Annotated in this window: 26 protein-coding genes and 1 pseudogene; 11 read left to right on the top strand and 16 right to left on the bottom strand. The window is 66.8% G+C overall.

All coding sequences use genetic code 11. The features are described 5' to 3' along the window. From ACRDU5_RS19260 to ftsH, 7 genes are all read right to left on the bottom strand, one after another. A partial coding sequence (locus tag ACRDU5_RS19260; protein WP_526616369.1) for a DUF6779 domain-containing protein occupies positions 1-984 on the bottom strand: 984 nt, incomplete at its 3' end. Positions 985-1,060: 76 nt separating this feature from the next. Beyond that, on the bottom strand, positions 1,061-1,537 hold the full coding sequence (locus ACRDU5_RS19255; protein ID WP_526616368.1) for a DUF3180 family protein: 477 nt from the start codon (positions 1,535-1,537) through the stop codon (positions 1,061-1,063). Next, positions 1,537-2,088: a 2-amino-4-hydroxy-6-hydroxymethyldihydropteridine diphosphokinase gene (gene folK, locus ACRDU5_RS19250; protein ID WP_526616373.1), complete on the bottom strand. Its 552-nt coding sequence runs from the start codon at positions 2,086-2,088 to the stop codon at positions 1,537-1,539. Before folK ends, ACRDU5_RS19255 begins: the two co-directional genes overlap by 1 nt. Positions 2,089-2,113: 25 nt before the next feature. Continuing rightward, positions 2,114-2,503 (bottom strand): dihydroneopterin aldolase, encoded by a 390-nt coding sequence (folB, locus tag ACRDU5_RS19245; RefSeq protein ID WP_526616367.1) that lies wholly within the window; start codon positions 2,501-2,503, stop codon positions 2,114-2,116. After that, positions 2,496-3,326: a dihydropteroate synthase gene (gene folP / locus ACRDU5_RS19240; protein WP_526616366.1), complete on the bottom strand. Its 831-nt coding sequence runs from the start codon at positions 3,324-3,326 to the stop codon at positions 2,496-2,498. The genes folB and folP overlap by 8 nt, the downstream gene beginning before the upstream one ends. Next, entirely contained in the window at positions 3,323-3,931 is a 609-nt protein-coding gene (gene folE, locus ACRDU5_RS19235; protein WP_526616365.1) for a GTP cyclohydrolase I FolE, read from the bottom strand. The genes folP and folE overlap by 4 nt, the downstream gene beginning before the upstream one ends. 18 nt (positions 3,932-3,949) lie before the next feature. Continuing rightward, positions 3,950-6,238, bottom strand: a complete 2,289-nt coding sequence (gene ftsH, locus ACRDU5_RS19230; RefSeq protein ID WP_526616363.1) for an ATP-dependent zinc metalloprotease FtsH — start codon at positions 6,236-6,238, stop codon at positions 3,950-3,952. 202 nt (positions 6,239-6,440) lie between these two features. On the opposite strand from ftsH, the gene ACRDU5_RS19225 reads away from it, so the two are divergent. The 6 genes from ACRDU5_RS19225 (at position 6,441) to ACRDU5_RS19200 (ending at position 12,129) form a co-directional block, all read left to right on the top strand. Further along, positions 6,441-7,097, top strand: a complete 657-nt coding sequence (locus tag ACRDU5_RS19225) for a hypothetical protein (protein WP_526616361.1) — start codon at positions 6,441-6,443, stop codon at positions 7,095-7,097. 456 nt (positions 7,098-7,553) lie between these two features. Beyond that, complete coding sequence (locus ACRDU5_RS19220) at positions 7,554-8,144, top strand: DUF7956 family protein (protein WP_526616360.1); 591 nt, start codon at positions 7,554-7,556, stop codon at positions 8,142-8,144. Positions 8,145-8,256: 112 nt separating this feature from the next. Further along, a complete protein-coding gene (locus ACRDU5_RS19215) occupies positions 8,257-9,153 on the top strand; it encodes an alpha/beta fold hydrolase (RefSeq protein WP_526616359.1) in 897 nt (298 codons plus the stop codon). Beyond that, positions 9,150-10,343, top strand: coding sequence for an LLM class flavin-dependent oxidoreductase (locus ACRDU5_RS19210; RefSeq protein WP_526616358.1), 1,194 nt, complete (start codon positions 9,150-9,152; stop codon positions 10,341-10,343). The genes ACRDU5_RS19215 and ACRDU5_RS19210 overlap by 4 nt, the downstream gene beginning before the upstream one ends. Next, a complete protein-coding gene (locus ACRDU5_RS19205; protein ID WP_526616356.1) occupies positions 10,343-11,359 on the top strand; it encodes a zinc-binding dehydrogenase in 1,017 nt (338 codons plus the stop codon). Before ACRDU5_RS19210 ends, ACRDU5_RS19205 begins: the two co-directional genes overlap by 1 nt. A 26-nt stretch (positions 11,360-11,385) precedes the next feature. Then, complete coding sequence (locus tag ACRDU5_RS19200; protein WP_526616354.1) at positions 11,386-12,129, top strand: SIMPL domain-containing protein; 744 nt, start codon at positions 11,386-11,388, stop codon at positions 12,127-12,129. A gap of 30 nt (positions 12,130-12,159) precedes the next feature. On the opposite strand, the gene ACRDU5_RS19195 is transcribed toward ACRDU5_RS19200, so the two are convergent. Genes ACRDU5_RS19195 through dacB form a run of 5 tightly spaced genes read right to left on the bottom strand, consistent with a single transcriptional unit; the run spans position 12,160 to position 18,424 of the window. Further along, entirely contained in the window at positions 12,160-14,394 is a 2,235-nt protein-coding gene (locus tag ACRDU5_RS19195; protein WP_526616352.1) for a molybdopterin-dependent oxidoreductase, read from the bottom strand. 4 nt (positions 14,395-14,398) lie between these two features. Next, a complete protein-coding gene (hpt, locus tag ACRDU5_RS19190; protein ID WP_526616372.1) occupies positions 14,399-15,019 on the bottom strand; it encodes a hypoxanthine phosphoribosyltransferase in 621 nt (206 codons plus the stop codon). Positions 15,020-15,039: 20 nt separating this feature from the next. Beyond that, entirely contained in the window at positions 15,040-16,002 is a 963-nt protein-coding gene (tilS, locus tag ACRDU5_RS19185; protein ID WP_526616351.1) for a tRNA lysidine(34) synthetase TilS, read from the bottom strand. After that, positions 15,981-17,045: an Rv3626c family coenzyme F420 biosynthesis-associated protein gene (locus ACRDU5_RS19180; RefSeq protein WP_526616349.1), complete on the bottom strand. Its 1,065-nt coding sequence runs from the start codon at positions 17,043-17,045 to the stop codon at positions 15,981-15,983. The genes tilS and ACRDU5_RS19180 overlap by 22 nt, the downstream gene beginning before the upstream one ends. Next, positions 17,042-18,424 (bottom strand): D-alanyl-D-alanine carboxypeptidase/D-alanyl-D-alanine endopeptidase, encoded by a 1,383-nt coding sequence (gene dacB / locus ACRDU5_RS19175; protein ID WP_526616347.1) that lies wholly within the window; start codon positions 18,422-18,424, stop codon positions 17,042-17,044. The genes ACRDU5_RS19180 and dacB overlap by 4 nt, the downstream gene beginning before the upstream one ends. A gap of 95 nt (positions 18,425-18,519) precedes the next feature. Here dacB and ACRDU5_RS19170 point away from each other — a divergent pair, with 95 nt between their 5' ends. The 5 genes from ACRDU5_RS19170 to ACRDU5_RS19150 all read left to right on the top strand — a co-directional run bounded on the left by ACRDU5_RS19170 (position 18,520) and on the right by ACRDU5_RS19150 (position 22,909). Further along, entirely contained in the window at positions 18,520-19,008 is a 489-nt protein-coding gene (locus ACRDU5_RS19170; protein ID WP_526616345.1) for an inorganic diphosphatase, read from the top strand. A gap of 86 nt (positions 19,009-19,094) precedes the next feature. After that, positions 19,095-19,616, top strand: coding sequence for a 2-oxo-4-hydroxy-4-carboxy-5-ureidoimidazoline decarboxylase (locus tag ACRDU5_RS19165; RefSeq protein WP_526616343.1), 522 nt, complete (start codon positions 19,095-19,097; stop codon positions 19,614-19,616). A gap of 41 nt (positions 19,617-19,657) precedes the next feature. Then, positions 19,658-20,800, top strand: coding sequence for a serine hydrolase domain-containing protein (locus ACRDU5_RS19160; protein WP_526616341.1), 1,143 nt, complete (start codon positions 19,658-19,660; stop codon positions 20,798-20,800). 18 nt (positions 20,801-20,818) lie between these two features. Continuing rightward, entirely contained in the window at positions 20,819-21,511 is a 693-nt protein-coding gene (locus ACRDU5_RS19155) for a hypothetical protein (RefSeq protein WP_526616340.1), read from the top strand. 84 nt (positions 21,512-21,595) lie between these two features. Continuing rightward, on the top strand, positions 21,596-22,909 hold the full coding sequence (locus tag ACRDU5_RS19150) for a hypothetical protein (protein WP_526616371.1): 1,314 nt from the start codon (positions 21,596-21,598) through the stop codon (positions 22,907-22,909). On the opposite strand, the gene ACRDU5_RS19145 is transcribed toward ACRDU5_RS19150, so the two are convergent. The 4 genes and pseudogenes from ACRDU5_RS19145 to ACRDU5_RS19130 form a co-directional block, all read right to left on the bottom strand. After that, positions 22,854-23,792, bottom strand: a complete 939-nt coding sequence (locus ACRDU5_RS19145) for a GDP-mannose 4,6-dehydratase (protein WP_526616338.1) — start codon at positions 23,790-23,792, stop codon at positions 22,854-22,856. The two genes, ACRDU5_RS19150 and ACRDU5_RS19145, sit on opposite strands and share 56 nt — an antisense overlap. 34 nt (positions 23,793-23,826) lie before the next feature. Then, positions 23,827-24,159: a hypothetical protein gene (locus ACRDU5_RS19140; protein ID WP_526616337.1), complete on the bottom strand. Its 333-nt coding sequence runs from the start codon at positions 24,157-24,159 to the stop codon at positions 23,827-23,829. Beyond that, complete coding sequence (locus ACRDU5_RS19135; RefSeq protein ID WP_526616336.1) at positions 24,135-25,643, bottom strand: EspK C-terminal domain-containing protein; 1,509 nt, start codon at positions 25,641-25,643, stop codon at positions 24,135-24,137. Before ACRDU5_RS19135 ends, ACRDU5_RS19140 begins: the two co-directional genes overlap by 25 nt. Before the next feature lie 961 nt (positions 25,644-26,604). After that, positions 26,605-26,869 (bottom strand): annotated as a pseudogene (locus ACRDU5_RS19130) (hypothetical protein); the annotation flags it as partial.

Below are 26,869 nucleotides of genomic sequence, written 5' to 3'. Positions count from 1 at the left end.
CTGCTCGGCGGCCCGCTGTTCGGCCGCCCGCCGCTCGGCCGCCCGCTGCTCCGCCGCCCGCTGCTCCGCCGCACGCTGCGCGGCCGCCCGCCGTTCCGCTTCCCGCTGCTCCGCCGCATGCCGCTCGGCGGCCAGCTGCTCGGCTATCCGCTGCTCCGCCGCCCGCCGCTCGGCGGCTCGCACCTCGGCCGCACGCTGCTCCGCGGCACGCTGCTCGGCCGCACGCTGCTCCGCGGCACGCTGCTCAGCCGCACGCTGTTCTGCGGCACGATGTTCGACGGCCCACAGCAGACGCTCCTCGGGCGTCGGCTCGGCCTCCGACGCTCTGCGGTGCACACCACCGAACAGTGGTGTAGCTGAGTGCTCGTGTTCCGGTGCATGTGGCACCGCGGACACGTCGATGATCGGGCTTTCGTCGGTCCGGTAATCGACATCCTCGTTACCGGCATCCATCCGACTGCTCGGGACGCGTCCAGCCGATTCGGTGTCACGGGCCCAGTCACCGAAGGCCCGCACCGTCGTCCGCTCGGTTTCGATCGCCGGACGGTGACTCAGGTCGGCATCGAAGAGAAATTCCAGATTGGCGCGCAGCGCGGCGAGTTCGGCCCGCAGCGCGGCCACCTCGTCCGCGGACTGGGCGCGTATCTCGGAGGCCAGCTCCCGCCGCAGCTCCGATTCCACCGTCAGCTCATATTCGCGTCGGGCCGAGATTTCGCGGTCCAGTTGCAAGTCGTAGACCAGCTTCAGATCGCGCGCCCTGGCCTGATCGATATCGCTCTGCCGCCGATAGATGACCGACACGAAGGCGGCCACCACGGCCGCCCACAACGCCAGGATGACGGCCAGCTTGAGCAACTCCGCCCGTTCGGTGAACACCAGCGCGGAACTCGCCATGATTGCGAGTACCAGCAACACCGTCAACAGCAGCCAGCCCGGTCTGCGGCCGCTGCGCCGAGACCGGGCGCTGCGGGTCAGAACGGTCATGGGCCGACTGTACCCGCCACAGGTCACCTCGCGTGTCGTGCGCTGCGGCGATTCGCCATTCGCCGTTGGCGGCCAGCTACTCTGGCGCCCCTTCGCCGTTGTCCGGTGGCTCGTGCGGTGACTTGCAGCAATGCTGAAGCCATAGCGCGGCGACCAACAGCACGAACGCACTCACCGCCGCCACTACGACTCCGGCGGTGTCCTCCGCGGCGACCCGCAGCGAGTCCCGTCGCGGCAAAAGGTAGATCAGCACCCCAAGCCACCAGCCCAGCACCAGGGCACCCACCCACGCCGAGGCCTTCGCGATCATCACCGACCGCGCCACGGCCAGTGGATGCAGCCAACCCGGTCCGTCGCCGATCTGCCCGTCGTTGATCTTCGCTCGCACGTAGAAGGCCCAGCCGGCCTCGGCTATCCCGACCGCGAGCAGCGAGAGCCCAGTCCACACGGTGATCGGCGGAAACCACCGGTACAGCACCACCACGAGCAGATAACCCAGGACGGCGGCGATCACCGCCGCGGCCGTCAGGTCACGCTTGCGAGTAGGTCCCATCAGTCACCCGATGCCCGTTGGGTTTCTACGCCAAGCACCTGGTCGGTGCGGCGCACGCCGGCACGTTCGACGGGGTCGAGTTCGGCAAGCAGCCGGGTGACAGGTTGCGCGACACCCGCGACCGTGAGTGTGGCGTCCGGCTCGACGTCCAACCACGGGACCATCACGAATGCGCGCAGATGGGCAAACGGGTGCGGCAGGGTCAAATCAGCGTCGCCGAGGATCATTTCGGACTCCCCCGACTCGGTTCTCTCTCTGCATGTGACGAGATCCACATCGAGGGTGCGCGGTCCCCAGCGCTCGCCGCGGACCCGGTTGGCCGCACGTTCCAGTTCCTGCGCGCGGCGCAGCCAGGCGTGGGCGTCGAGCCGCGGGTCGTCGGCGATCAGCACCGCGTTGAGGAACGGGCCCTGCTCAACACCGCCCCAAGCCTCGGTCTCGTAGACCGGGGACACCGCGCGCACGGCGTCGCCGAGCCCATCGACGACGGATTGCAGCCGGGCCATGCGGTCGCCCAGATTCGATCCGATCGACAGCACCACTGAAGTCAATTCGTGCTCCTCGCGTGCGCGGGCGTCACGGCGCACCGCCGGCACCGCGACCACCGCGACGGGACCGGCGCGCCACCACAGCAACATCGGCGAAGCGCAACGGAATCGGGGCCGCGGGTTTGTGCACCACAACTTCGACCGCGTGCACCCGTTCGTCCGTCATCACGTCCTCGGCGATCTCACCCGCCACGGTCTCGATCAGGTTCCGGGCCGGCCCCCCGACGATCTCGGCGGCCCGCTTGGCCAATGCGCCGTAATCGAGGGTGTCGGCCAGTTCGTCGCTGGCGGCCGCCGGTGCCAGGTCGATCCACACAGTAATGTCGACGACGAAATTCTGCCCGTCGCGCCGCTCTTCACCGAAAACGCCGTGGTTGCCGCGAACGGTCAAGCCGCGCAAGTCAATTCGATCAGTCATCGCGGTCGGCCGTCCACGCCTCGACGACCTTGAGCGCATCGACCGATGCCAGCACGTCATGTACCCGAACCCCCCACGCGCCGTGCAGACCGGCCAGCGCGGAGATCACCGCCGTTGCGGTCTCGCGGCCGTCAGGCGGGCGGCGTTCACCGTCGGCGTCGGCCAGCAGGGTGCCGAGGAAGCGCTTGCGTGACGCCCCGACGAGCACCGGGATGCCGGTGCTGACGAATTCGGGCAGCGCGCGCAGCAGCGCCCAGTTGTGCTCGCCGGTCTTGGCGAAACCGAGACCCGGGTCGATGATCAGCTTGGCCGGATCGACCCCGGCGGACAACGCGGCGTCGACGGCGGCCAGCAGTTCGGTGCGCACTTCGGCGACCACGTCGCGGTAGGCCGGCACCCGGTGCGGCTGCGCCGCGCCGACCGAGCGCCAGTGCATCAGCACCCAGGGCACCTTGGCGTCGGCAACCAACCCGGCCATGTTCGGGTCGGCCCGCCCACCGGACACGTCATTGACGATCTGCGCCCCGTTTTCCAGCGCTGCACGCGCCACCTCGGAGCGCATGGTGTCGATGCTGACGGTAAGTCCTTGCCCGGCAAGCTCTTTGACAACCGGCAGCACGCGCGAGGCTTCCACCTCGGGATCGACGCGGGCGGCACCGGGGCGCGTCGACTCGCCGCCGACATCGACGATGGCCGCACCCTGGGCAGCCAGCGCCAGGCCATGTTCGACGGCACGGTCACGGTCGAGGAACAGTCCCCCGTCGGAGAAGGAATCGTCGGTGACGTTCACGACTCCCATGACCTGCACGTGCGTCGGTTTCACTTCCGCAAGATCAGATCCAGCGCCTCGGCCCGTGATGCCGCATCACGCTTGAACTGTCCGCGCACCGCCGAGGTGGTGGTGACCGCGCCGGGCTTGCGCACGCCACGCATCGACATGCACAGGTGTTCGGCCTCGACGATCACGATGACGCCCCGCGGATCCAGCTTGCGCATCAGCGCGTCGGCGATCTGCGCGGTCAGCCGTTCCTGCACCTGCGGACGCTTGGCGTACAGGTCGACCAGCCTTGCGATCTTCGACAACCCGGTCACATGGCCGCTCTCGCCCGGGATGTAGCCGACATGGGCCACGCCGTGGAACGCCACCAGGTGGTGCTCGCAGGTGGAGTACAGCGGAATCTCCTTGATCAACACCAGTTCGTCGTGCTGCTCGTCGAACTTGGTGTCCAGCACGCTGTCCGGGTCGGTGTAGAGACCGGCGAACATCTCCTTGTAGGCACGGGCAACACGGGCAGGAGTGTCCTCCAAACCGTGGCGCTCAGGATCCTCACCGATCGCGTAGAGCAGTTCCCGGATCGCCGCTTCGGCGCGGGGCTGGTCAAACACGTGCGTGGTGACCGTCGCAGAGTTGTTGTGCGCCCGCGTCATCGGAGCCTCCGTTCGCTTTCAGCCGTGGGCCGGTGGGTTGGGCCGGTTGGCTTCCTGGCCCGCGTCCTCGTTGTTCGGCGACGAACCGCCGGTTGAACCGGAGTGCGGTGCCTGCGGGCCCGGGTTCGGGTAGGGCTGATACGGCGGGTACGGCTGTTGCCAGTGCGGCGGCGGGTACCACTGGCCCTGCGGAGCCGGCTCGGGCGCCTGCTGCGGCGGCCAGCCCGGGGCGTGCCAGCCGGCCGGGGCGCCGTAATCGGGTTGCGTTGGGCCGCCCGCCGGATTCCCGTTGCTGCCGCTGCCGTTTGGTCCTGCCGACTCGGCGGCCTCTGAGGCCTGGGCGATCGCGGCCTTGAACGCGGGCTCGGGCACCGGTTTCGGCCACTCTTCGCCGCGTTCGATCGCCAGCTCGCCCGGCGTCTTGATCGGCGGCTTGTCGGACGGAATGCGGCCACCGAAGTCGTCGAACATCGTCAGCCGCGGCCGCTTCTTCACGTCGGAGAAGATCGCCTCCAGCTCGGCGCGGTGCAGCGTCTCCTTCTCCAACAGCTCGCCGGCCAGCGTGTCGAGCACGTCGCGGTACTCGGTGAGCACCTCCCACGCCTCGGTGTGCGCGGCCTCGATGAGCTTGCGGACCTCGTCGTCGATGATCTGCGCGACCTCGTGCGAGTAGTCGGCCTGGGTGCCCATCGTGCGGCCCAGGAACGGATCGCCGTGTTCGGTGCCGTAGCGAACGGCGCCGAGCTTGGAGCTCATGCCGTATTCGGTCACCATTGCGCGGGCGATCTTGGTGGCCTGCTCAATGTCGGACACCGCCCCGGTCGTCGGCTCGCGGAACACCAGCTCCTCGGCGGCGCGTCCGCCCATCGCGAAGACCAGCCGGGCGATCATCTCCGAGCGGGTCATCAGGCCCTTGTCGTCCTCGGGAACGGCGACGGCGTGGCCGCCGGTGCGCCCGCGGGCCAGGATGGTGACCTTGTAGATCGGCTCGATGTCCGGCATCGCCCAGGCCGCCAGGGTGTGGCCACCCTCGTGGTAGGCGGTGATCTTCTTCTCCTGCTCGCTGATGATGCGGCTCTTCCGTCGCGGCCCGCCGACCACGCGGTCGACGGCTTCTTCGAGTGCGGGACCGGTGATGACGGTGCCGTTCTCGCGCGCGGTGAGCAGCGCGGCCTCGTTGATGACGTTGGCGAGATCCGCACCGGTCATGCCGACGGTCCGCTTGGCCAGCCCGTCCAAATCCGCGTCCGGGGCCATCGGCTTGCCCTGGGAGTGCACCCGCAGCACGGCCTTGCGGCCGGCGAGGTCGGGGTTGGACACCGGGATCTGCCGGTCGAATCGACCGGGACGGAGCAGCGCCGGGTCGAGGATGTCGGGCCGGTTGGTAGCGGCGATCAGGATGACGCCGGCGCGGTCGCCGAAACCGTCCATCTCGACCAGCAGCTGATTCAGGGTCTGCTCGCGTTCGTCGTGGCCGCCGCCAAGACCGGCGCCGCGCTGGCGGCCGACGGCGTCGATCTCATCGACGAAGATGATGCACGGGCTGTTCTGCTTGGCCTGCTCGAAGAGGTCTCGCACCCGGGATGCGCCGACACCGACGAACATCTCGACGAATTCCGAGCCGGAAATCGTGAAGAACGGCACACCGGCCTCACCCGCGACGGCGCGGGCCAGCAGTGTTTTGCCCGTTCCGGGCGGCCCGTAAAGCAGTACGCCCTTGGGGATCTTGGCGCCCAGCGCCTGATACCGCGAGGGGTTCTGCAGGAAGTCCTTGATCTCGTAGAGCTCCTCGACCGCCTCGTCGACGCCGGCCACGTCGGCGAACGTGGTCTTGGGCATGTCCTTGGAGAGCTGCTTGGCCTTCGACTTGCCGAACCCGAAGCCCATGCGGCCACCGGTCTGCATGCGGGAGAACATCACGAACAGGCCGACCAGCAGCAGCAGCGGCAGCATGTAAATCAGCAGCGAGCCGAGCATGCTGCCCTGGTTGACGACGGTGTTGATCTTGGCGTCCTTGGCACTCAATGCGTCGAACAACGTCACGCCGTACCCGGTGGGGTACTTGGTGATGACCTTGTCGCTGTCCTGGGTCTCGCTGTTTCCGTTCTTCAGGTCCAGGCGTAGCTGCTGCTCACGGTCGTCGATCTGCGCGCTCTTGACGTTGTCGCTGTTGATCTGGGCCATCGCGACCGAGGTGTCGACAGGCTTGTATCCGCGGGTGTCATCACTGAAATAGAAGAAAGACCAGCCCAGCAACAGCACCACCGCGATGACGGTGAGCGTGCGAATCACATTTTTCCGGTTCATTCAGTAACGCCGTCCTCGGCTTCGTCTCTCTCGGCCGCCTGCGGCCGGTGTCCTTCCAATACGTGCAGCTGGGATATACCAGGCTACCGCTAGACCAACGTTTGGCAGTTCCCGCCGGTGCTTGCATGCCCCTGCCGCCGAACCTGGGCGTCCAGCCAAATTGCTGCGACGAGGGCCCCTCGAAGGTGCTTAATCTTTTCATGTGCCGGACCTGAAGGGCGACGTCAGCGGTCTGAACGAGCTCGCCTCGTTCCTTCAGGACCGGGGCAACATCCTGGCTTCTCATGGCACCAACGTCGCGGCTGGACGGTCGTTCCAGGCCTCTGCGCTGGCGGTCTCGGCGGTACATGGCAGCGTGACCGCGGCTCAAGGCAGGTTGGCCCAGAGGATGGCCTCGACCAGTGAGCGGGTAAGGGCTGCAGCGCGGAATTATTCCGAAACCGAGGATTCGTCGGCAGCGGGTGGGCCGGTACTGCCATCCGTGTCGCAGATCCAGAGCTGGCACACGACACACCTGGTCGCCGCGGCCGAGCACTGGACCACGGCCGCTGCGTCGTGGGAGAACACCTTCACGGCCGCGTACAAAGCGGTTCAGCTGCCCGGCGGCCGGCCGTGGGAAGGCGACGCCGCGCAAGCGGTCCTAAACCGTGCGCACTCCGATCGCGCCAAGGTTCTCGGTGCGGTCGACAGCCTGAATAGTCCGGCGGCGATAGCACGCAGTGGTGCCGAGGAGATCGCGGCGGCCCGTGCTCGGGTGTTCTCGGCCGTCGCGGCCGCGCGCGGCGCCGGGTTCGAAGTCGATAACGACCTCATCGTCACCGATACACGCGCAGTTATGGCTCGCCCGCCGCACGCCTAGCGCGGGTGAACGAGGCGCGAGGCCTGGCTCACAACATCTGGTCGAGCGCACGGGATTTGGCGGCGACGGACCGCGCAGGCGCAAGCAGATTGAGTTCAATCGCGCTCCACTCAGCGCCGGCTTCCGTTCGCTACCCGGCGGCGAGAGCCAGTTGTTCTGCGGGAACGACAAATACGGCTTCCTTCACATCGCCAAGGAGCATGGCGAGCATTGGAATGATTTGACGCCGTCGTCCATGGGAAACTGGCGCAACCTCGCCGACTACGCAATAGCCTCTGCGCTTGCATATCCGGAATCTGTCTCCTACCGACAGGACAATGACACCTTCCGCGTAACGCGCGCTATCGCTCCGACGGATGAGGAAGGGAACGTGATAGGCCCACCCATATTGGACGCAGTCGTGGTGATATCGGCGAGCGACGGCAAGATCATCACTGCATTCCCGAGAAGCCTACGGTGACTACCGAACCGCTAGGAGGGGCCATGGATCCAAGTCTTGCAACCTACGCGCAGCGGCGTTCAGCAATCGCGGCGATCCTCGAGCCCTACGTCGAGGTCAGCCGGATGGCGAGTACGACGGATGACCCCAATCCCCTTGAGGACGACAACGGATTGCACTGCCGTTGGGGAGATCCGGAAACGGGGATCACGTGGGTATCCGTGTACGTGAAATCGCTGAGTGATGTCGACGCCGCCGTAGCCAGACATCGATATCACGTCGGTGACTATGCCCTCCGGTTCGAAGACTCTTACGATCCGAAAACCGCGCGTGAAGAGCCCACTGATCGCGAGGGCCATTTCGTCTTTGTGTTCGAGTACGTCGACACCGTCAGAGTGATCGTCGGCACGTGCCAAGTCAGTATCCTCAGCAGTATCCGGAGTATCAGCGTGTCCGATCTTGTGGAACCCGCTCTCGAAATCGGCCGAACCATCGGCTGCTCGCCGTACGAAAACGACTTTGTTCCACCGGAGATCCCCGAGAAGTGGCGAGGGATCACCTGGGTCGCACCGCCTTTCCCGCCGTTTCGCCCGCCTTTCCCGGAGTGATGTGTCGAGTGTGCGGTTTTGTACGCGACACGCCGCGGCGGGCGTACAGGACCGCACAGTCAACGCTCACCCCGGCGTCCTTCCGCAGACCCCGCTGTGCTTGGGTGAAATCGTGCTGACATCTACCGAACGGTTAGTCGATACCAACGGCGTTCAGCTGCGGGTGATCGAGGCCGGCGATCGAGAGGCGCCGGTGGTCGTGCTGGCCCACGGCTTCCCCGAACTGGCCTACTCGTGGCGCCACCAGATCCCGGTGCTGGCCGACGCGGGCTATCACGTGCTGGCGCCGGATCAGCGCGGCTACGGCGGGTCCACCCGACCCGAGGCCATCGAGAATTACGACATCCACGCCCTGACCGGCGACCTGGTCGGCCTGCTGGACGACGTCGGCGCGCAGCAGGCGGTGTTCATCGGCCACGACTGGGGCGCCATGGTTGTGTGGCACACCGCGGTGTTACACCCGGAACGCGTCCGGGCGGCCGCGGGCCTGAGCGTGCCACCGATTCCCCGAGCCCGGTCCCGCCCCACCGAACGTTGGCGGCAGAAGTTCGGCGACGACTTCTACATGTTGCGCTTCCAAGAACCCGGCCGAGCCGACGCCGAGATGGAGGCCGACGTGGCCGCCACCATGAGCGGAATGTTCGCCGGCCTGCTGGCCGGACCGGCGTCGCTGCCGGACTGGATCAGCGCCGACGAGTTCGAGCACTACGTGACCGAGTTCAGCAGGACCGGATTCACCGGCGCACTGAATTGGTATCGCAACTACGACCGCAACTGGGAATCGACACCCCAGCTCGCCGACGCACAAATCACCGTGCCCGCGCTGTTCGTGGGCGGCACGACCGATCCGGTGGGCCCGACCATGAGTCCCGAACGCGCCCGCGAGGTGGCCGCCGGGCCCTACACCGAAGAGTGGATCGAGGGTGCGGGGCACTGGATCCAGCAGGAGCGCCCCGTCGAGGTCAACAAACTGTTGCTGGACTTCCTGTCCGGATTGGATCTGAAATGACCGGGACGCCATTGAAGTTCGGCGTCTTCCTCACACCGTTCCATCCGGTGGGTCAATCCCCCACGGTCGCACTGGAATACGATCTCGAGCGGACGGTGGCGCTGGATCGGTTGGGTTTCGACGAGGCCTGGTTCGGCGAGCACCATTCCGGCGGATACGAACTGATCGCCTGTCCGGAGGTGTTCATCGCGGCGGCCGCCGAGCGCACCAAGCACATCAGGCTCGGCACCGGCGTGGTCTCACTGCCCTATCACCACCCGTTGATGGTGGCCGACCGATGGGTGCTGCTCGATCATCTGACCCGAGGCCGGGTGATGTTCGGCACCGGACCCGGTGCGCTGCCGTCGGACGCCTACATGATGGGCATCGATCCCGTCGAGCAGCGGCGGATGATGCAGGAATCGCTCGAAGCCATCCTCGCGCTGTTCCGGGCGGGCCCCGAGGAGCGGATCAACCGGCACTCCGACTGGTTCACGCTGCGCGATGCGCAGTTGCACATCCGTCCGTACACATCGCCGTATCCGGAGATCGCGTGCGCGGCAATGATTTCCCCGTCCGGCCCGCGGCTGGCCGGTGCGCTGGGCACGTCGCTGTTGTCCCTGTCGATGTCGGTGCCGGGCGGGTACGCCGCGCTGGAGAACACCTGGGAGGTCGTCGTCGACCAGGCCGAGAATTCCGGCCGCGACGAACCCGACCGCGCCGACTGGCGGGTGCTGTCGATCATGCACCTGGCCGACACCCGGGATCAGGCGATCGACGACTGCGTCTACGGCCTGCAGGATTTCGCGAACTACTTCGGCGCGGCCGGATTCGTGCCGTTGTCCAACACGGTGGAGGGCACGCAGTCACCGCGCGAATTCGTCGCAGAGTATGCGGGCAAAGGCAATTGCTGCATCGGCACGCCGGGCGACGCCATCACCTATATCCAGGACCTGCTGGACACTTCGGGCGGCTTCGGCACGTTACTACTGCTCGGTCACGACTGGGCTTCGCCGCAGGCGACCTATCACTCCTACGAGTTGTTCGCACGCGAGGTCATGCCGCACTTCAAGGGCCAGCTGTCGGCACCGCGGGCATCGCACGACTGGGCCAAGGGGATGCGCGATCAACTCCTCGGCCGCGCCGGCGAAGCGATCGTCAAGGCGATCAACGAGCACACCGACGAACTCAAGCTGGAAAAGGAGCAGTAATGCGGGCCGCGGTGCTGCGCGCCGGGCGGATGGTTCTTCGCGACGACGTGGCCGAGCCGGTGCCCGGCCCGGGGCAGGTGCTCGTCGATGTGAAGGCATGCGGGATCTGCGGCTCGGACCTGCATTTCGCCAAGTACGGCAAAGAGATGCTGGAGCTCGGCAGTCAAATGCAGGGTCTGCCAACGGGCAATGTCAGCGTGCGGCTGTCCGGCGACATCTTCATGGGCCATGAGTTCAGCGCCGAGGTCATCGAGGCGGGGCCGGACACAGCGGCTCCAGCACCCGGCACGGTGGTCACGTCCGTCCCCGTGCTCCTCTCGGCGACCGGCATGGACATGATCTTCCAATCGAACTCCACGATTGGTGGCTACGCCGAGAGAATGCTGCTCTCGGCACCGCTGCTCTTGAAAGTTCCCAATGGCCTGGACCCACGTCATGCAGCGCTCACCGAGCCGATGGCGGTCGGCCTGCACGCGGTGAACAAATCGGCGATACAGCCCGGCGAGACCGCGCTGGTGCTGGGCTGCGGGCCGATCGGGATCGCCATCATCGCAGCCCTGCGCAATAAGGGCGTGGAACATATTGTGGCGGCAGACTATTCGCCGAAGCGGCGACAGCTCGGCGAGACCATGGGCGCACGCGAAACCGTCGACCCGGCGCAGGGTTCTCCGTTCGACACGGCCAAGCCGGCAGTGGTGTTCGAGGCCGTCGGCATGCCCGGAATCATCAATGATGTGCTGCGACGCGCACCGAGGCACAGCCGAGTGGTGGTGGCTGGCGTGTGCATGGAGCCCGACACCGTGATGCCGTTCTTCGGCACCGCGAAGGAGATCAGCGTCCAGTTTGTATTAGCCTACGACACAACCGAGTTCGCCGACTCGCTACGCGCCATCACCGACGGCGAGACCGACGTCGATCCGCTCATCACCGGCGAGGTGGGCCTCGACGGCGTCGGGGCGGCGTTCGACGACCTGGCACAGCCCGACGAGCACTGCAAGATCCTTGTGACGCCCTAATCGCTAGGTGCTTTAGGCTGCCTGGCATGCCGATCGTGCCGAGAGCGAAACTGCCGACCCGATTCTCCGTCCTCGCCGCCGCGGGCCTGGCAGCCGTAGCCCTGTCGGCCTGCGACGCGTCCTCGGGACCCATCGGCGCCGCCCCCGACGCCGACACCCGCCAGGTCACCGTCGTCGGTACCGGAGAGGTCCAGGGCACGCCCGATACGCTGACCGCCAACGTGTCGATGGAGTCCATCGCCCCGGATGTCACCGGCGCGATGAACCAGACCAGCGAGCGGCAGCAGGCGGTGATCGACGCACTGGTGGGTGCGGGCGTGGACCGCAAGGACATCAGCACCAAGCAGGTCAGCCTGCAGCCGCAGTTCTCCGGCGGCGACAACCCGGCAATCACCGGGTACCGGGCCAGCAATTCGATCGATGTCAAGCTGCGCCGGCTGGACTCGGCGTCGCAGGCGTTGGCGCTCATCGTCAGCACCGGCGGCGACGCCACCCGCATAAACTCGGTGAACTACTCCATCGAGGACAATCCTCAGCTGTTGAAGGACGCACGCGCCAGGGCCTTCGAAGACGCCAAGGATCGCGCCGAGCAGTATGCCCAGCTGGCCGGTCTCACACTTGGCAACGTCATCTCCATCTCCGAAGCGGCACCAGGAGGACCGCCCCCTACCCCGGTGCCGATGCCGCGCGCGGCCATGGAGGCCGTGCCGCTGGAGCCGGGGCAGCAGAGCGTCGAGTTCTCCGTGACGGTGATCTGGGAGCTGACCTGATCACGCGCACGCGAGGAGCAAAAGAAGCTCTCAGCCCACCGGGGCGATGTGTACCGGGATGCCGTTGAGCACCGCGGTACCCGACAGCGGATCGAGGTGCGTGCCGTCGTTGAGCTGGTTGACGTTGACGCCGGGCTGGCCTGAGGCGACGCCGAGCCGGACATCGGCGCGGTCATGACCCCATCCGTGCGGTAGGGACACCACTCCGCGGCGCATCGCGGGAGTTACCTCCACCGGCGCCCGCAGTTCGCCGCCGGGCCCCTTGACGAGAGCGACATCGGTGAGGCCGAGTTCGGTCGCATCGTCGGGATGGATCTGCAGCGTGCAGCGATTGGTGCCGCCCGCCAGCGCGGGCAGGTTGTGCATCCAGCTGTTGTTGGAGCGCAGGTGCCGGCGACCGATGAGGACGAAGCTGTCCGCGTCCCGTTCGATGGAATCCCGCAACCGCGCAGCATCGGCCACGACGGGAGCGGGGGCGAGTTCCACCAGGCCAGAGGGCGTGCGCAGCACTCCGGGGATGCGGGGCTCAAGCGGTCCGAAATCGATGCCGTGCGGCGCGTTCTTCAGTCGCTCCAGGGTGAGCCCGTCCGGCTTGGCGCCGAAGGCGTCGCCGTACGGTCCGAGGCGCAACATCATGTCCAGCCGCCGTTCGTAACCCGCACCTGGGATGAGCATCGCGGTCAGCTCCTCGACGACACGTCCCGCGACCGGAGAGGTCGGGTCGTGGGTTTCCTTCGTCAGCGTCGTGGTGATCACCTGATCATCGACGACGGCCGGATCTGCCTGATAGCCGGCGCCGTGCAGGATCAGGGCCAGCCGCGACAAGATCTCTGATTCGGCGGGCCGACCGTCGGCCGGCGGCAACGCCGGCGGCGAGTAGCGGGCGTTGTTGCGAACCGAGAGGTTGTTCAGTGCGAAGTCGAAGTGGGCGCTCTGCGATAGCGGAGGCGGCGGAAGGATGACGTCCGCATGACGCGTGGTCTCGTTGAGGTACGGGTCCACGCTGAGCATGAAATCGACGCCCTCCAGGGCGCGGCTCAGCCGCTCGCCGTCCGGTGCAGACAGCACCGGATTACCGGCAATGGTGATCATCGCCTTGATCTGTCCTTCGCCGGCGGTGTCGATCTCCTCGGCGAGGGCCGCGGCGGGCAGTTCGGATGCCACCTCCGGATATCCGGACACCCTGCTACGCCAGCGACCGGTGACGAATCCCCGACCCGGTTTCGCGGGCCGCGGCGCGGCCGCCGCCGGAGACAGCGGGAACATCGCCCCACCGGGGCGGTCGAGGTTACCGGTGAGCGTGTTGATGACATCGACCAGCCAGCTGGCCACCGTGCCGAATTCGACTGTGGAGGTGCCGATTCGGCCGTAAACCGCGGCCGCAGGGGCGGCGGCGATCTCGCGGGCCAGTGTCCGAATCTCCTCGGCGGCGACACCGCAGTGCACTGCCACCGCCTCCGGCGAGAACATGGCGGCCAGTTCACCGACCTCGTCCATGCCCGTGACCCAATCGGCCAGTCCACCAAGATCCGGGGAGATGAGGTCTTCGTCGAAGAGCACGTGTACGACGGCGAAGAGCAGTGCGGCGTCGGTACCGGGCCGCGGCGCGAGGTGACGATCGGCCAGTTCGGCAGTGCGGGTGCGGGCCGGATCGATGACTGTCAGCCGGCCGCCGCGCCTATGCAACGCCTTCAGCTTGCCGCCAAAGTCGGCGGCGGTGGCCAAACTTCCGTTGGAGACAAGCGGATTCGCGCCGATGATCACGAGGTAGTAGGTGCGGTCGAGATCCGGCACGGTGAACGCGAAGGGGTTACCGAACATGTAGCCCAGTGCTACCTGTTTGGGCATCTGGTCCAGCGTGCTGGCGGAGAACACTTGATGGGTGCCCAGCGCGCGGATGACCAGCGGCGCGTACAGGGCACCGGCGATGTTGTGCGCGTTCGGATTACCGAGATAAACGCCGACCGAGGCCCCACCGTGTTCACGCACAACGCCACCCAGGCGTTCGGCCACCGTCGTGTACGCCTCATCCCAGGTGGCTTCGACCAGCTTGCCGTCGCGTCGCACCATCGGCTGTGTCAGCCGGTCGGGATCGTTGTCCAGCTCCGCGAAGCTCGCACCTTTCGGGCAGATGAACCCGGCGCTGAACACGTCTTCACGGTCGCCGCGCGCGCCGGTGACTCTGCCGTCCTCGATGGTGAGGGTCAGGCCGCAGGTGGCTTCGCAGAGTGGGCAGATCCGCAGGGCTGTTTGCGTCTCAACCATGTCGTCAGCGCTCCTCGTAGACCTTGGGGTCGAGCGTGCCGATGTAGGGCAGGTCGCGATAGCGCTCGTTGTAGTCGAGGCCGTAGCCGACGACGAACTCGCTGGGAATGTCGAAGCCCACGTACGCCATGTGGACGTCGGCGCGCACCGCGTCGGGCTTGCGCATCAGCGTGCAGACCCGAAGGGACCGCGGACGGCGGGTCGCGAGGTTGCGCAGCAGCCAGGACAGGGTCAGACCGGAGTCGACGATGTCCTCGACGATCAGCACGTCGCGGTCGTTGATGTCGCGGTCGAGGTCTTTCATGATGCGCACCACGCCCGACGACGACGTCGACGAGCCGTACGAGCTCACCGCCATGAATTCCAGCTGCGTGGGCAGCGGGATCGTGCGAGCCAGGTCGGTGACGAAAAAGACCGCTCCCTTGAGCACCGTGACCAGCAGCAGGTCCTGGTCGGTCGCCTCGATGGTCTCCCGGTAGTCCTCACCGACCTGCGCGCCGAGTTCGGCGATCCGTGCCTGGATCCGGTCCGACGAGAGCAGCACCGACTTGATGTCGCCCGGGTACAGCTCGCCAGATTGCGCAGGCACGCCCACAGCGTGCCATGCGACAGCGCCATCGACCAACGGGAGTCCGCCCGACGCGCTCAAACCGGCTCTCGGTGCAGAGTCAGCATCCCGTCCCGACGCCCCGCGATTAGCCGTTGACTGCGCAGCGGAGAGCCGACCGCCACCCCGCCCTGGCCGCGCCACGCGGTGACCAAGGTGTCCACGCCGCGGATCTGTTTGTCCGTCAGGTCGCTGGCGCCGCCGGCCAGCAGCCAGCACCGGATAACCCTGCGTCGGACCGCCTCCGGCAGCGCCGTCAACCGGCCGGTGTCCAGGCCGTCTCCGGTGGCCGCGGCCGCCAGCGCGCGCTGCGCCAGTTCGTCGAGTGTGTCGGTGTCCTCGCGCAGCGCGGTCGCGGTGCGGGCCAACGCCTCGGCCACCCCGCCGCCGAGGACATCCTCGAGTAGCGGAAGTACCTCGGTGCGCAGCCGGGTGCGGGTGAAGCGGCGATCGGCATTGTGCGGGTCGTGCCAAGGCTGCAGCCCCAGCTCGTCGCACGCCCGGTGCGTGACCGCGCGCCTGATGTCCAGCAGCGGGCGGTACCACGGCGGGTCATGCGGGCGCATGCCGGCGATCGAGCGAGCCCCCGATCCACGGCCGAGGCCCAGCAGCACCGTCTCGGCCTGGTCGTCCAGCGTGTGTCCGAGCAGCACGGCGGCACCGCCTCTGGCCGCGTCCAGCGCGCGGTAGCGGGCCGTGCGCGCGGCGGCCTCCGGACCGCCCGTCGTGCCGACATCCACGCAAAGAACCTGCGCGTCAACACATCCCAACGCCATAGCCTGTTCCTGCGCGGTGCGCGCGACATCGCCGGAATCCCGCTGCAGTTGATGGTCCACGATCAGCGCGGTGGTCGGCTTCGCCTTGGCGGCGACGGCCGTCAGCGCCAGCGAGTCCGGCCCACCCGATAGGGCGACGCACCAACGGTCGTCGGCTTCGGCGTAGCGGCGGACGAATACCCCGACCGCCGTCTGCAAGGCGCTTACAGAACCCTGTCGATCCATCGTTGCGGCTCTTCGATTTCGGTTGGCAGCGGCAGTGTTTCGGGCTCCGACCAGATGGCGTTGAACCGGGCCATGCCGACCCGGTCGACGACGTGGTCGACGAACACCTTGCCGCGGGTGTACTGGCTCATCTTCGCGTCAATGCCCAACAGCGCCCGCAGCAGCCGCTGCAGCGGGGGCTGCTTACGCCGGCGCCGCTCGTCGAACCGTCGGCGGATAGTCGTCACCGAGGGCACCACGGCAGGCCCGACCGCGTCCATCACATGGTCGGCGTGCCCTTCCAGCAGCGTGCCCAGCACCAGCAACTGGTCCAGCGCCCGGCGCTGAGGCTCGGACTGCACAGCCCGCAGCACGCCGAGCACGCCTGCCGAATTCGGTTCGGGCGCAACACCGTTACGGCGATCGCGGACGAAGCTCGCGAGCCGGCCGACGACCTCGGTGATGTCTTCCCCGACCTCCTCGGTGAGCACCGCGAGCGCGTGCGACATGTACTCGGCCAGCCACGGGTTGGCCCGGAACTGCACGCGGTGAGTGACCTCGTGCAGGCAAACCCAGAGCCGGAAGTCGGCCGGCACCACTCGCAGCTGACGCTCCACCGCGATCACGTTCGGATACACCAATAGCAGCTCGCCGCCGTTCGGCGCGAACGGGTCGTACTGGCCCAGGATCCCCGACGAGATGAAGGCCAGCACCGCGCCGGTCTGCGCGCCCGTGACCCGGCCGGTTATCGGGTGCGGCTTGGCCGTGCCGTTCTGCGCATTCTCCGATCCGCCGGTCATCACCCGCATCGACTGGGTGGCGGCCCGGATCCACTGGGTCCGGTCGACAATGCGCGCGTCGGATACCTCACCGCCCTCGTTCAGGCCCGTCACCTCGCGCACCGGCATCTCGGCGCGCAGCGCAGCGCTGGACAGCTGATCGATCACCTGGCGGCGGGTGTAATCGGTGGCCGCCGGCCCCGGCCGGGCCAGCTTGGCTCCCACGGTGGCGGCGAATTGCCAGTCGACCGCGCGACCGACGTTGAGCTTTGTCGACGGGCTCATGTGCTGCATCCACAGGACCGCAGGGTCGCGGCCAGCGCGTCGATCGCGGTGCGCCCGGTCGGGCCGGCATTGTTGGAGATCAGAGCGAACGTCAGCACCCGCCCGCTGGCATCGGTGATGATCCCGGCCAGGGAGTTGGTGGCGGTCAACGATCCCGTCTTAGCGCGCAGCCAGCCGGCCGCTGCTCGTTCGGCGTCGTTGCCCAGGAAGCGGTTCGACAACGTGCCGCTGCCGCCGGCGATCGGTAACAGGTCCACCAGCGGCCGCAATTCCGGGTGGTCGTTGCCTGCGGCGGCGTTGACGGTCTCGTCCAGGGTTTCCGCGGTCAGCCGATCGTCGACGGACAGACCGCTGCAGTCCATCAGCCGCGCCCCGCTGGTGTCGATCTTGGCGGAGTTCAGCTGGCCGAGCACCGCACGGACGGAACCGTCGAAGCTTTGCGGCTTGCCCTGTGCGGCGGCTACCTCCCGGCCGATCGCCTCGGCCATCACGTTGTCGGAGTGGTTCATCATCTCGCGCAACCGCTCCATCAGCGGCGGCGACTGCACCGAGGCAATCTGCTGGCCCTTGAACGTCGACGGCAGCACGGTGACGGTGGCGGGATCGACACCGAGCGCGACGGCCAGCGCCCGGCCGGCGTCCAACGCCGGTGTTCTGGACCGGCTCGAGTCGACGCTGACCGGTTGCGTGCGACCGCCGTCGAGCATCACGGCTTCCATCGGCGCGATGTCGCCGCCGTCGATGTCGAGTGGATCCCAGCCCGGCGCCGTCGTCGGGCCGCTGTAGGCGCTTGCGTCGACCTGGACCGCCGTCACCTTGGTGCCGCTGCGCCGCACCTGATTGGCGAGGTCGCTGATCCGCGCCGCGTCCCGGTACCAGGTTTCCTGGCCGGCCGGCGCGGCCGACAGCGTCGGATCACCGCCGCCGTCGAGCACCACCAGACCCGGCCGTCGGTCGGAGACCTTCACCGTTGTGGTGAGCCGGGCATCGCGGTCAAGGGCGAGCAGCGCGGCGGCGGCGGTCAGCACCTTCGTGGTCGACGCCGGCTGCATCGGCAGGTCGGCGCCCTGCGCCCACAGTTGGGTGCCGGTGGCGGCATCGGTGATCCTGCCGGTCAGGATCCCCAGGTTCGGGTCGGCAAGCGCGAGCGCCAGGGTCGCGGCCAGCTTGTCCGGGGTCGGTTTGGGTGCCGAATCGCCGATCGGCTTGATCCCCGGGTCGGCCGTGGCCAGGGCCGGTGCCGTCTTGATCGCGTTCGCGTCGCTGGTCGAATGCCCACCCGTGAGCACCGCGGCCGCCGCGACGAGCGCCGCAACCAGCAGCAGCACGGCCACCCCGATCACCACGTGGGTGGAGCGTCGCCACTGAGTGGGCCGCATGATTCTCCTGACTCTGGCCTGCCACAGCAGGGTAGCGCTCCATTAGGGTTGACCCCCGACGACCACAGACTCAGCACAGGCAAGGAGCCGCGGCGGTGCAGTTCGATGTAGTCATCGAGATCCTCAAGGGCTCGCGCAACAAATACGAGGTCGACCACGACACCGGCCGGGTCAAGCTGGACCGCTACCTGTACACGTCGATGGGCTACCCGACCGACTACGGCTTTATCGACCACACCCTCGGCGAGGACGGCGACCCGCTCGATGCGCTGGTGCTGCTGCCCGAGCCGCTGTTCCCGGGATGCCTGGTCGAAGCGCGGCCGGTGGCCATGTTCCAGATGATCGACGAGGCCGGCGGCGACGACAAGGTGCTCTGCGTGCCGGCCCGCGATGGACGCTGGGACCACATCAACGATCTGAGCGACGTCCCGTCGTTCGAGCTCGAGGCGATCAAGCACTTCTTCGTCCACTACAAGGATCTGGAGCCGGGCAAATACGTCAAGGCCGCCGATTGGGTGGGCCGCGCGGAGGCCGAGGCCGAGGTCAAACGATCACTGGAGCGGTTCAAGAGCCAAGGCCACTGATACGGCCACGTTAACGCTTGTTACGCGCCAGCAAAATCCCGCGCATCGGCTGGCATCGACCGCATTCGGGCTTCGATCATTACCTCATGTTGATGCATCAAGGCATCGGCCTGGACACGTTCAACGACCTGCCGATGCGGCGGGCCGTGCACGCGTTGTACGAATGCTGCTACAGCGTGCCATTGGCCGCTGACCTTGCCCGCGGGCGGCTCTATGACGATCACGACGCGTTGTTCCGGCAGGCCGGCAGGCTGCTGTTCGGGCTGTCGGAGAACTCCATTGATTCGATACTGCAGGCCTATCCGGACATCGGCCGGCGGCCGGGCAGCGAGAAGTCCCGGGCCGAGCAGTGTGCGATCTGGGACGAACGCCAGGACGTAATGGCCCAATTGGGGGCGTCGTCCAAGCGCTACTTCGAGCATTTCGGCTTCGGCTTCGTGATGCTCGTCAACGGATACACCGCAGACGATGTGCTCGCGACGATGACCGATCGGCTGCTCAACGATGTCGATACCGAGCGCCAGGTGGTCCGCAACGAGCTGGCCCGCATCAACCGCACCCGGCTGGAGCGGATGCTGGGGCCCGAAGGCGGCTACCACAACTGGTGACCGCCTATCGCTAAGTCCAGTGGCCTCGGCATGATGGACCGATGACAAACGTCGTGCACGGCCACAGTGACGCTCGGTTCGACAAGGTCGCCGACGCGCTGGCGGAAGAGCTCAGCAGCGGCGAAGAGGTCGGGGCCGCGATCGCGATCGACATCGACGGTGAGTCCGTGCTCGATATCTGGGGCGGCTACGCCGACGCGGCCAAGACCATCCCGTGGGGCGAGGACACCATCATCAACGTCTGGTCGAGCACGAAGACCGTCACGAGCTTGGCCGCGCTGATGCTGGCCGATCGCGGCCTGATCGACCTGGACGCCACCGTCGCCACCTATTGGCCGGAATTCGCCGCCAACGGCAAGCAGGACGTCAGGGTGCGCCACCTCCTGTCGCACACCTCCGGTGTCGCCGGCTGGCAGGAACCAATGACCGTCGAGGACCTGTACGACCTGGACAAATCCGCCTCCCTTCTCGCGGCCCAGGCGCCGTGGTGGGAGCCGGGCACCGTGTCGGGCTATCACGCGCTCAACTTCGGCCACCTGGTCGGCGAGTTGGTGCGCCGGATTACCGGAACAACGTTGAAGGACTTCGTCCGCGACGAGATCGCCGGCCCACTCGAGGCTGACTTCCAGATAGGGGCCCGGCCGGAGGATTTCGGACGGATCGCAGAGCTGATTCCGCCTCCACCGTTCGAAATCCCATTCGATCAGCTGCCCGAAGACAACCCGATGCGCAAAACGCTGACAAATCCCGGTCCAGACGCGGTGATCGCGCACACCACCGGATGGCGAGAAGCCGAGATCGGCGCGGTCAACGGACACGGCAATGCGCGCTCGCTCGCGCGGATGCTGTCACCGGTTTCATTGGGCGGCAAGGCTAATGTCGTACAGCTGCTGCGACCGGAAACCATCGAGCGGATCTTCGAGGTGCAGTCCGACGGGGTGGACGTGGTGTTGGGCGTACCGCTGCGCTGGGGCATCGGCTACGGCCTACCCAAGCCGGAGACTTTGCCGTACCTGCCCGACGAGAAGATCGCGTTCTGGGGCGGTTGGGGCGGTTCGATGGTGCTCATCAACCCCGATCGCCGCACCACGGTCGCCTACGTCATGAACAAGATGGGACAGGGCACGCTCGGCAACGAGCGCACCGCGAGATACGCAACGCTGATCTACGAGGCAGTTTCCTGACGGTGGCATTCTGGCGTTGTGGAATCTCTGCTTCATTTCGCGGGGAACTTCTGGTGGCTGATCTTCCCGCTCGGCGGCATGATCGGCGGCGGAATCCGAGCGGTCGCCGCCGCCAACGAGCGCCGCGCCGAGCGCAGGCTTGAGCGCTATCGGATCAAGCAGCAGACCAAGATCGCGGTCGCCGAGGCGGCCGGGCGGTCACGCGACAACGAAGTGACATACCGCCGCGAACTGAAGAAGGTCCTCGACCAACACAGCCAGACCGACGCGCGATGGCTCGACTACGAGATCGACGTCGCCAAACTGCTCGACTTCCCACTGATGACCGACATGCGCAACCCGCTGACGGCTGAATTTCACAAGGCAAAGCGGAGAGCCGATCTGCTGCGACCCGAAGGCGTCGACGACTTGGTCGGCGATCGGGAGGCGCAGCTGGAGTATCGCGATGCCGTCCACAATTATGTGACGGCGTTCGAAGTCGCCGAAGCCGAGGCGATTCGGCAGCGCCGCACCGGCTTCTCGGCCGATGAACAACAGCGCATCGCACGCGCCCAGAATCTGCTGAGACTCGCCGAAGACGACGCGGCGACACCCGAGGAACGCCAGAACGCCTACGCGCGCGCCCGCACCGAACTCGACGGCATCCTGGTCCTGCCCGCGGCCACCCGGGCCAGCATCGAGCACCGAATCGCTAGAGAAATCGAGGCGTAAGTCAGGCCGCACGGCCAGCGCTCACGGCTCCGGCGCAGACGCGCCGCGGCGCGCAGATAGCTTTATAGGCGTGACGACGCCGGAATCACCCGCGCAGGCGCTGTGACCGACGCGGCCACACCCACCGGCCCGATCACTCGCGGCAGCGTCGCACGCGTCGGTACCGCGACCGTGTTGACGGCGCTGTGCGGGTATGCGGTGTTGTACCTGGCAGCCCGAGACCTCGAACCGGCCGGTTTCTCGGTATTCGGTGTGTTCTGGGGTGCCTTTGGACTGGTGTCGGGAGCCGCCAACGGGTTGTTGCAGGAAGCGACCCGCGAGGTGCGATCGGCTGGCTACATCGAGGTGGTGTCGGCTCCGAGTACACATCCGATGCGGGTGGCTGCACTGGTCGGCGTCGTCGCGGCGGTGGTGATCGCAGCCAGTTCGCCGCTGTGGTCGGGACACGTCTTCGTCGAGGCGCGTCTGCTGAGTGTGGTGCTGCTGAGCGTGGGTCTGGCGGGGTTCTGCCTGCACGCCACCCTGCTGGGCATGCTCGCAGGAGTGGGCCGGTGGACCCAGTACGGCGCGCTCATGGTGACCGACGCGGGCATTCGAGTGGCGGTTGCGGCGATCACCTTCGTGATCGGGTGGGGAATGGGCGGTTATCTGTGGGCGACCGTGGCCGGCGCCGTGGCCTGGCTGACCATGTTGATCGCCTCGCCGGCGACGCGGGCAGCGGCCCGGCTCGCCACGCCCGGCGGGATGATGACCTTTCTGCGCGGCACCGCGCACTCGATCGCGGCGGCCGGCGCCAGCGCGATCCTGGTTATGGGTTTTCCGGTGCTGCTCAAGGCGACTTCGGGCGACCTGGGGGCGACCGGCGGCGTGGTGATCCTGGCCGTGACGTTGACCCGCGCCCCGCTACTGGTGCCGCTGACGGCGATGCAGGGCAATCTGATTGCGCATTTCGTGGACCAACGCGCCGAGCGGTTGCGGGCGTTGGTTACTCCCGCATTGGTTGTCGTCGGGCTGGGCGCGGTGGGTGTACTGGCCGCCTGGGTGTTCGGACCATGGCTGCTGAGGGTCGCGTTCGGTGAGGAGTACCGCGCCGACGGTGCCCTGCTGGCGTGGCTGACGACTGCGGCCATCGCCATTGCGCTGCTGACGCTGACCGGCGCGGCGACGGTGGCGGCCGCATGGCACCGCGCGTATTCGGTCGGCTGGATCAGCGCGACGGTCGCGGCGATCCTCTTGCTGCTGCTGCCGCTGGATCTGGAGACCCGCACGGTGATCGCGCTGCTATGCGGCCCGATGGTGGGAATCGCCGTGCACCTGGCCGCGCTTGCCAGGGCGTCGGCCGTTAAGCCTTCTCGCGGAAGAACCCCACGGTCTGGGCGACGCCGTCGTCGAGTTTGACTTTCGGTTGCCAGCCGAGCACCTTCTCGGCCCGGCTGATATCCAAGCAGGACCGCTTCAGGTCGCCGAGTCGGGGCGGGTGGAATTCCGGTTCGTCGGCTGCCCCCACCGCAGCTGCGATGGCCGAATGTAGTTGGCGCACCGATGTTTCCACACCAGTGCCGATGTTGAACCGGTACCCTCCACCCTGATCGCCCGCAGCCTTGACAAATGCGTCCACCACATCGTCGACGAAGACATAATCGCGGGTGTCGTTCCCGTCGCCGAAGATCTTTGTCGGCCTTTCTGACAGCAGCGCCTGCGCGAAGATCGCGACCACGCCGGCCTCACCGTGCGGGTCCTGTCGCGGGCCGTAGACGTTGGCCGGCGCGATGTGTGAACAGTCAAGACCGTAGAGATTTCGGAAGGTGTTGAGGTAGACCTCGCCGGCGACCTTGCCGGCGGCATACGGCGAAGTTGGATCGGTAGGGATCTCTTCGGTCGTCGGGTAGGTCGGCGGAGTGCCGTAGATCGACCCGCCCGATGACGTGTGCAGGACCTTGCGGACATTGGCGCGGCGGGCGGCCTCGGCGAGCCGAACGGTGCCCACGACGTTGACGGTGGCATCGAACGGCGGGTCGTCCACCGAGTGCTTCACGGAAATTTGGGCGGCGAGGTGGAAGACGGCCTCGGGCCGGGCTTCGGCGAGCAGCCCGATCAGGTCGGCGTCGACAATGTCGGCCTTGACGAATTCGAAGTCGGGGTGCTGGTCGGCCTTGCCGAGGTTCTCGCTGCGCCCGGAACTGAGATCGTCCACGCCGACGACGGAGTGTCCGTCCGCGAGCAGGCGGTCGACCAGCGTGGATCCGATGAAGCCGGCCGCCCCGGTCACCAGTGTGCGCATCGGCTCACCATACCGACGGCGCCTGAAGGCGGAATCAGACCTCGGTGACGCCCGCCGCTCCCGGCACTTCGCTTTGCACCTGGGTAATGCCGGCGGCGTTCTCCTCTTCCTGGGCCTGCATCGCCTGCACGGCCTGAACCGACTCCGCGTTGTGCTCGGTGCCGCGGGCCGCGAGCGCGGCCGCGGACGCCTCGGCTTTTTCGGCGGCTGCCAATGCCACCGTGTTCAGCGCGGCGTCGATCGGGCTGGCCGGGGCACTGGGCGGCGGCACCGGGCCGGGTACCGAGACTTCCGCCATTGTCTCGGCAATCTTGGAGACGTGGCCCAGCGTCTCTTCAGGGTTCAGCTTGATATTGCGACCGGCCATAGCTGCTCCTCCTTGCTGATTTGCTCTGTGGCGTAAACGATCTCGGCATAGTCCGGGTTGTCGCCGCGCCACAGCGACAGCGCCTCGACGGCACGGTCCAGGTTGTGATGCGCCCGGTACAGGGCGGTGCCGGTCGGGTCGGTGGATGGCTCGACCTCGATGAACCCCGGCCGCATGAAGAGCGACTTGCCGTATAGCCGGACTTCGCCGAGAGCGGACCATTGTTCGTCGGTGATCGGGGTGCCGCTGGCGAGCGCACCGAGGATCTCGCGGATGACGGGCGCCACTTCGACCCGAAGCGGTTCGGCGCCGGCGAGGGCTGTTGCGACGGCACCCGCGGTGGCGTCCCACGCGGTCGCGCGATGCTGGGTGGCGGGGGTATTCGCATCGGTGAGCTGTTCATACATCGCCGGCGCGATGACGGCGAGGCGGTGCAGCCGGCTGTCGTCTAGTTCTGGGGCAGGCGCGGCCGCTTCCAATGGCGAGCGAGTGGAGTCGCAGTCCTGGTAGTGCGGCACGCCGGCGCGACGGGCGGGGAGTACAGAGGAGCCGCCGGGGTCTGTGGTGGCGGCCACGGCATACAACTCGATGTTGGGATCCAGCGCGGAGTGCTCGGTCGCGTAGGCCACCATGGTCGCGGCCGGGTTGACCCAGCCGAACCACTTGGTCTGGAAGGTGGTGGCCAGCTCCGGGTCGGCGAAAAGCACTCGGGCCGAACGGGGTACGTAAACGCCGGGCGGGATGTAGCTTGCGCCGTCGTCACTGGTGATGACGGTCTCGGTGCCGGTGGCCGTCTTGAAAATGCCGACGCACCAATGCAAACCGGGATAAATGCGGGAGGCGTGCAGGAGTTCGTAGGCGAGTTGGACGGCGTCGTCGAGGTGTTGATCCTGGGTCTCGGAGCTGACCATCGCCGCGCCGGTGCCAGTGGCGGCGACACCGGATGTGGCCAGCACGCTCGGGGGCACCGAGGTCGACGACACTCCAGCCGACGTAGTGCCGGGAGTTGCGGGCGCTCCGCTTGGCCCCGCGGCGGAGACGGTCGGCGCCGGTGGCGTGCCGGGTCGTTGCATATCGGATCCGAACGCGGAGAGGTTGTGCGCGGGTGGGGCGGCGATCATGGGACCGGGCGTGGCTTGCGCACCGGCCGGCGCATGCGCTGGTCCAGCGGACGCCACCGGGCTGGACGAGGCTGCGGGTGGTGGCGCGGAGGCGGGGGTGGACGCGGGCGCGGCATCGGCGACTGCTGGTGGCGGTGTCGGTCCGACGTTCGGTGTCGTCGGGACCGACGGAGGCATTGGCGTGCCTCCGCTGGCGGCGAGACCCTTGGTGAATCCCTGCGACAGGTCACTGGCCGCCGTGGCCGGCGTCGGTAGACCGGCCGGGGTCGTCGGTGTCGCCGGCATGCTCGGGGTGCTCGGCATCGACGGCATCGACGGCGGACGCATTGGGCTGGCCGACATGCCCGATGCCGGGGAGCTCATGGGCGGAATGATGCCGGGGCCGGTGCCTGGCGCAGAAGCGGTTGGTGCAGGGAACGACTGCGAAGGATCATTCGGGAGCATCCGCGAGATCGGGTCGGGTTTCGACGGTATGCCTTCACTTGTTCCGGGGGGACCAGCTGGAGCGTTCGGCTCCAGTCGGGCTAGCGGGTCTGCTTCAGGGTTCGGCGGAGGACCATTTTGATTGAGTGAAACCGGCGCATTGTTTGGATCCAAACGGACGTCTGGCTTGGGATCGTTTACCTTTGATGCCGGCTTCAACGGTTGCCCCGCGCCTCCAAGGGTGAGTCCGTAACTTTCGCGGCTTCCATGCGGCACTAGTGCACCTATCTCCTCCCGCAAAGCCGATGAACCAGCGATCGCTCCGGGATTAGGGACCGAAGCGCCAGCAATTGTTGCGGCGAGAGCAGCAATCCTCTTGGCGGCGTTGCCACTCACTGCCTCCGCTTCTGAACGAGCCTTGCTGACAATTGCCCAAATCATCGATATGACTGCGAATGTGCCAAACCAGCCGCCTTTGCTGTTGATCACCGACTGAATTTCGTCGTGCGCCCGCGCATCAATGGAAGCAAGCTGCTGTCTGGCTTCATTTACAATACGGGCGCATTGGCCAAGAGCATCGGCCATCATGGTATAGAGATCAGCCTGTGTTTGGACCTCCTTGGAGTCAAGGATATACGCGACGTGCATTGCTTCAATCATGGCACCTGAATTGGCAACCAATAGGGTGTCAGCTGAATTACGAATTACCGTTGATCCTCCGCTAGATACCTGAGCGAAAGATAGTTCGGCCGAAGCGGTCGCGGCCCAGTGTTCAGCCGAAGTAAGTGGCCAAAGTCCGCCAAGAATGACCGCCGAAAAGCCACTCGTCGTCGGCATAGCTTGAGGTCCGACCGCTACCATCGGGTGCTCATTTCGCCTCAGGCTTATTCAACGGCATGCCCTACCACCAGCCCGCGTCAAGATCGGCGCACCGACCCAGAATGCCTGCATAGTCCATAATGCTAAGGTCATAAATTGGGGTCTCGTATTTGCTTGCGTCCCGGTCGGGCGCAAGTGTCACCAGAAACATTGTCGTGTCGTCGATGTAGCCCTGTAAGACCCTCGTCAAGTAGCGCGGTGGGTTAGCGTTTTCGTTAAGGACCTCTTGAATTCGCTGAGCCCAATCATTCGTGTCACTCACAAACTTTGGAATGGCAGCCTTTCGC

This window comes from Mycobacterium sp. (assembly GCF_050701515.1).
Lineage (GTDB): Bacteria > Actinomycetota > Actinomycetes > Mycobacteriales > Mycobacteriaceae > Mycobacterium.
The sequence above is the reverse complement of the archived record's forward strand: the minus strand, read 5'-3'. Positions and strand labels throughout refer to the sequence as shown.

Coding starts and splice junctions, on each gene's coding strand:
- ACRDU5_RS19255 (WP_526616368.1), bottom strand. CDS start 1,537: ATGGGACCTACTCGCAAGCGTGACCTGACGGCCGCGGCGGTGATCGCC.
- folB (WP_526616367.1), bottom strand. CDS start 2,503: ATGACTGATCGAATTGACTTGCGCGGCTTGACCGTTCGCGGCAACCAC.
- folE (WP_526616365.1), bottom strand. CDS start 3,931: ATGACGCGGGCGCACAACAACTCTGCGACGGTCACCACGCACGTGTTT.
- ftsH (WP_526616363.1), bottom strand. CDS start 6,238: ATGAACCGGAAAAATGTGATTCGCACGCTCACCGTCATCGCGGTGGTG.
- ACRDU5_RS19210 (WP_526616358.1), top strand. CDS start 9,150: ATGACCGGGACGCCATTGAAGTTCGGCGTCTTCCTCACACCGTTCCAT.
- ACRDU5_RS19205 (WP_526616356.1), top strand. CDS start 10,343: ATGCGGGCCGCGGTGCTGCGCGCCGGGCGGATGGTTCTTCGCGACGAC.
- ACRDU5_RS19200 (WP_526616354.1), top strand. CDS start 11,386: ATGCCGATCGTGCCGAGAGCGAAACTGCCGACCCGATTCTCCGTCCTC.
- ACRDU5_RS19195 (WP_526616352.1), bottom strand. CDS start 14,394: ATGGTTGAGACGCAAACAGCCCTGCGGATCTGCCCACTCTGCGAAGCC.
- tilS (WP_526616351.1), bottom strand. CDS start 16,002: ATGGATCGACAGGGTTCTGTAAGCGCCTTGCAGACGGCGGTCGGGGTA.
- ACRDU5_RS19180 (WP_526616349.1), bottom strand. CDS start 17,045: ATGAGCCCGTCGACAAAGCTCAACGTCGGTCGCGCGGTCGACTGGCAA.
- dacB (WP_526616347.1), bottom strand. CDS start 18,424: ATGCGGCCCACTCAGTGGCGACGCTCCACCCACGTGGTGATCGGGGTG.
- ACRDU5_RS19165 (WP_526616343.1), top strand. CDS start 19,095: ATGTTGATGCATCAAGGCATCGGCCTGGACACGTTCAACGACCTGCCG.
- ACRDU5_RS19160 (WP_526616341.1), top strand. CDS start 19,658: ATGACAAACGTCGTGCACGGCCACAGTGACGCTCGGTTCGACAAGGTC.
- ACRDU5_RS19145 (WP_526616338.1), bottom strand. CDS start 23,792: ATGCGCACACTGGTGACCGGGGCGGCCGGCTTCATCGGATCCACGCTG.
- ACRDU5_RS19140 (WP_526616337.1), bottom strand. CDS start 24,159: ATGGCCGGTCGCAATATCAAGCTGAACCCTGAAGAGACGCTGGGCCAC.
- ACRDU5_RS19135 (WP_526616336.1), bottom strand. CDS start 25,643: ATGAGCTCCCCGGCATCGGGCATGTCGGCCAGCCCAATGCGTCCGCCG.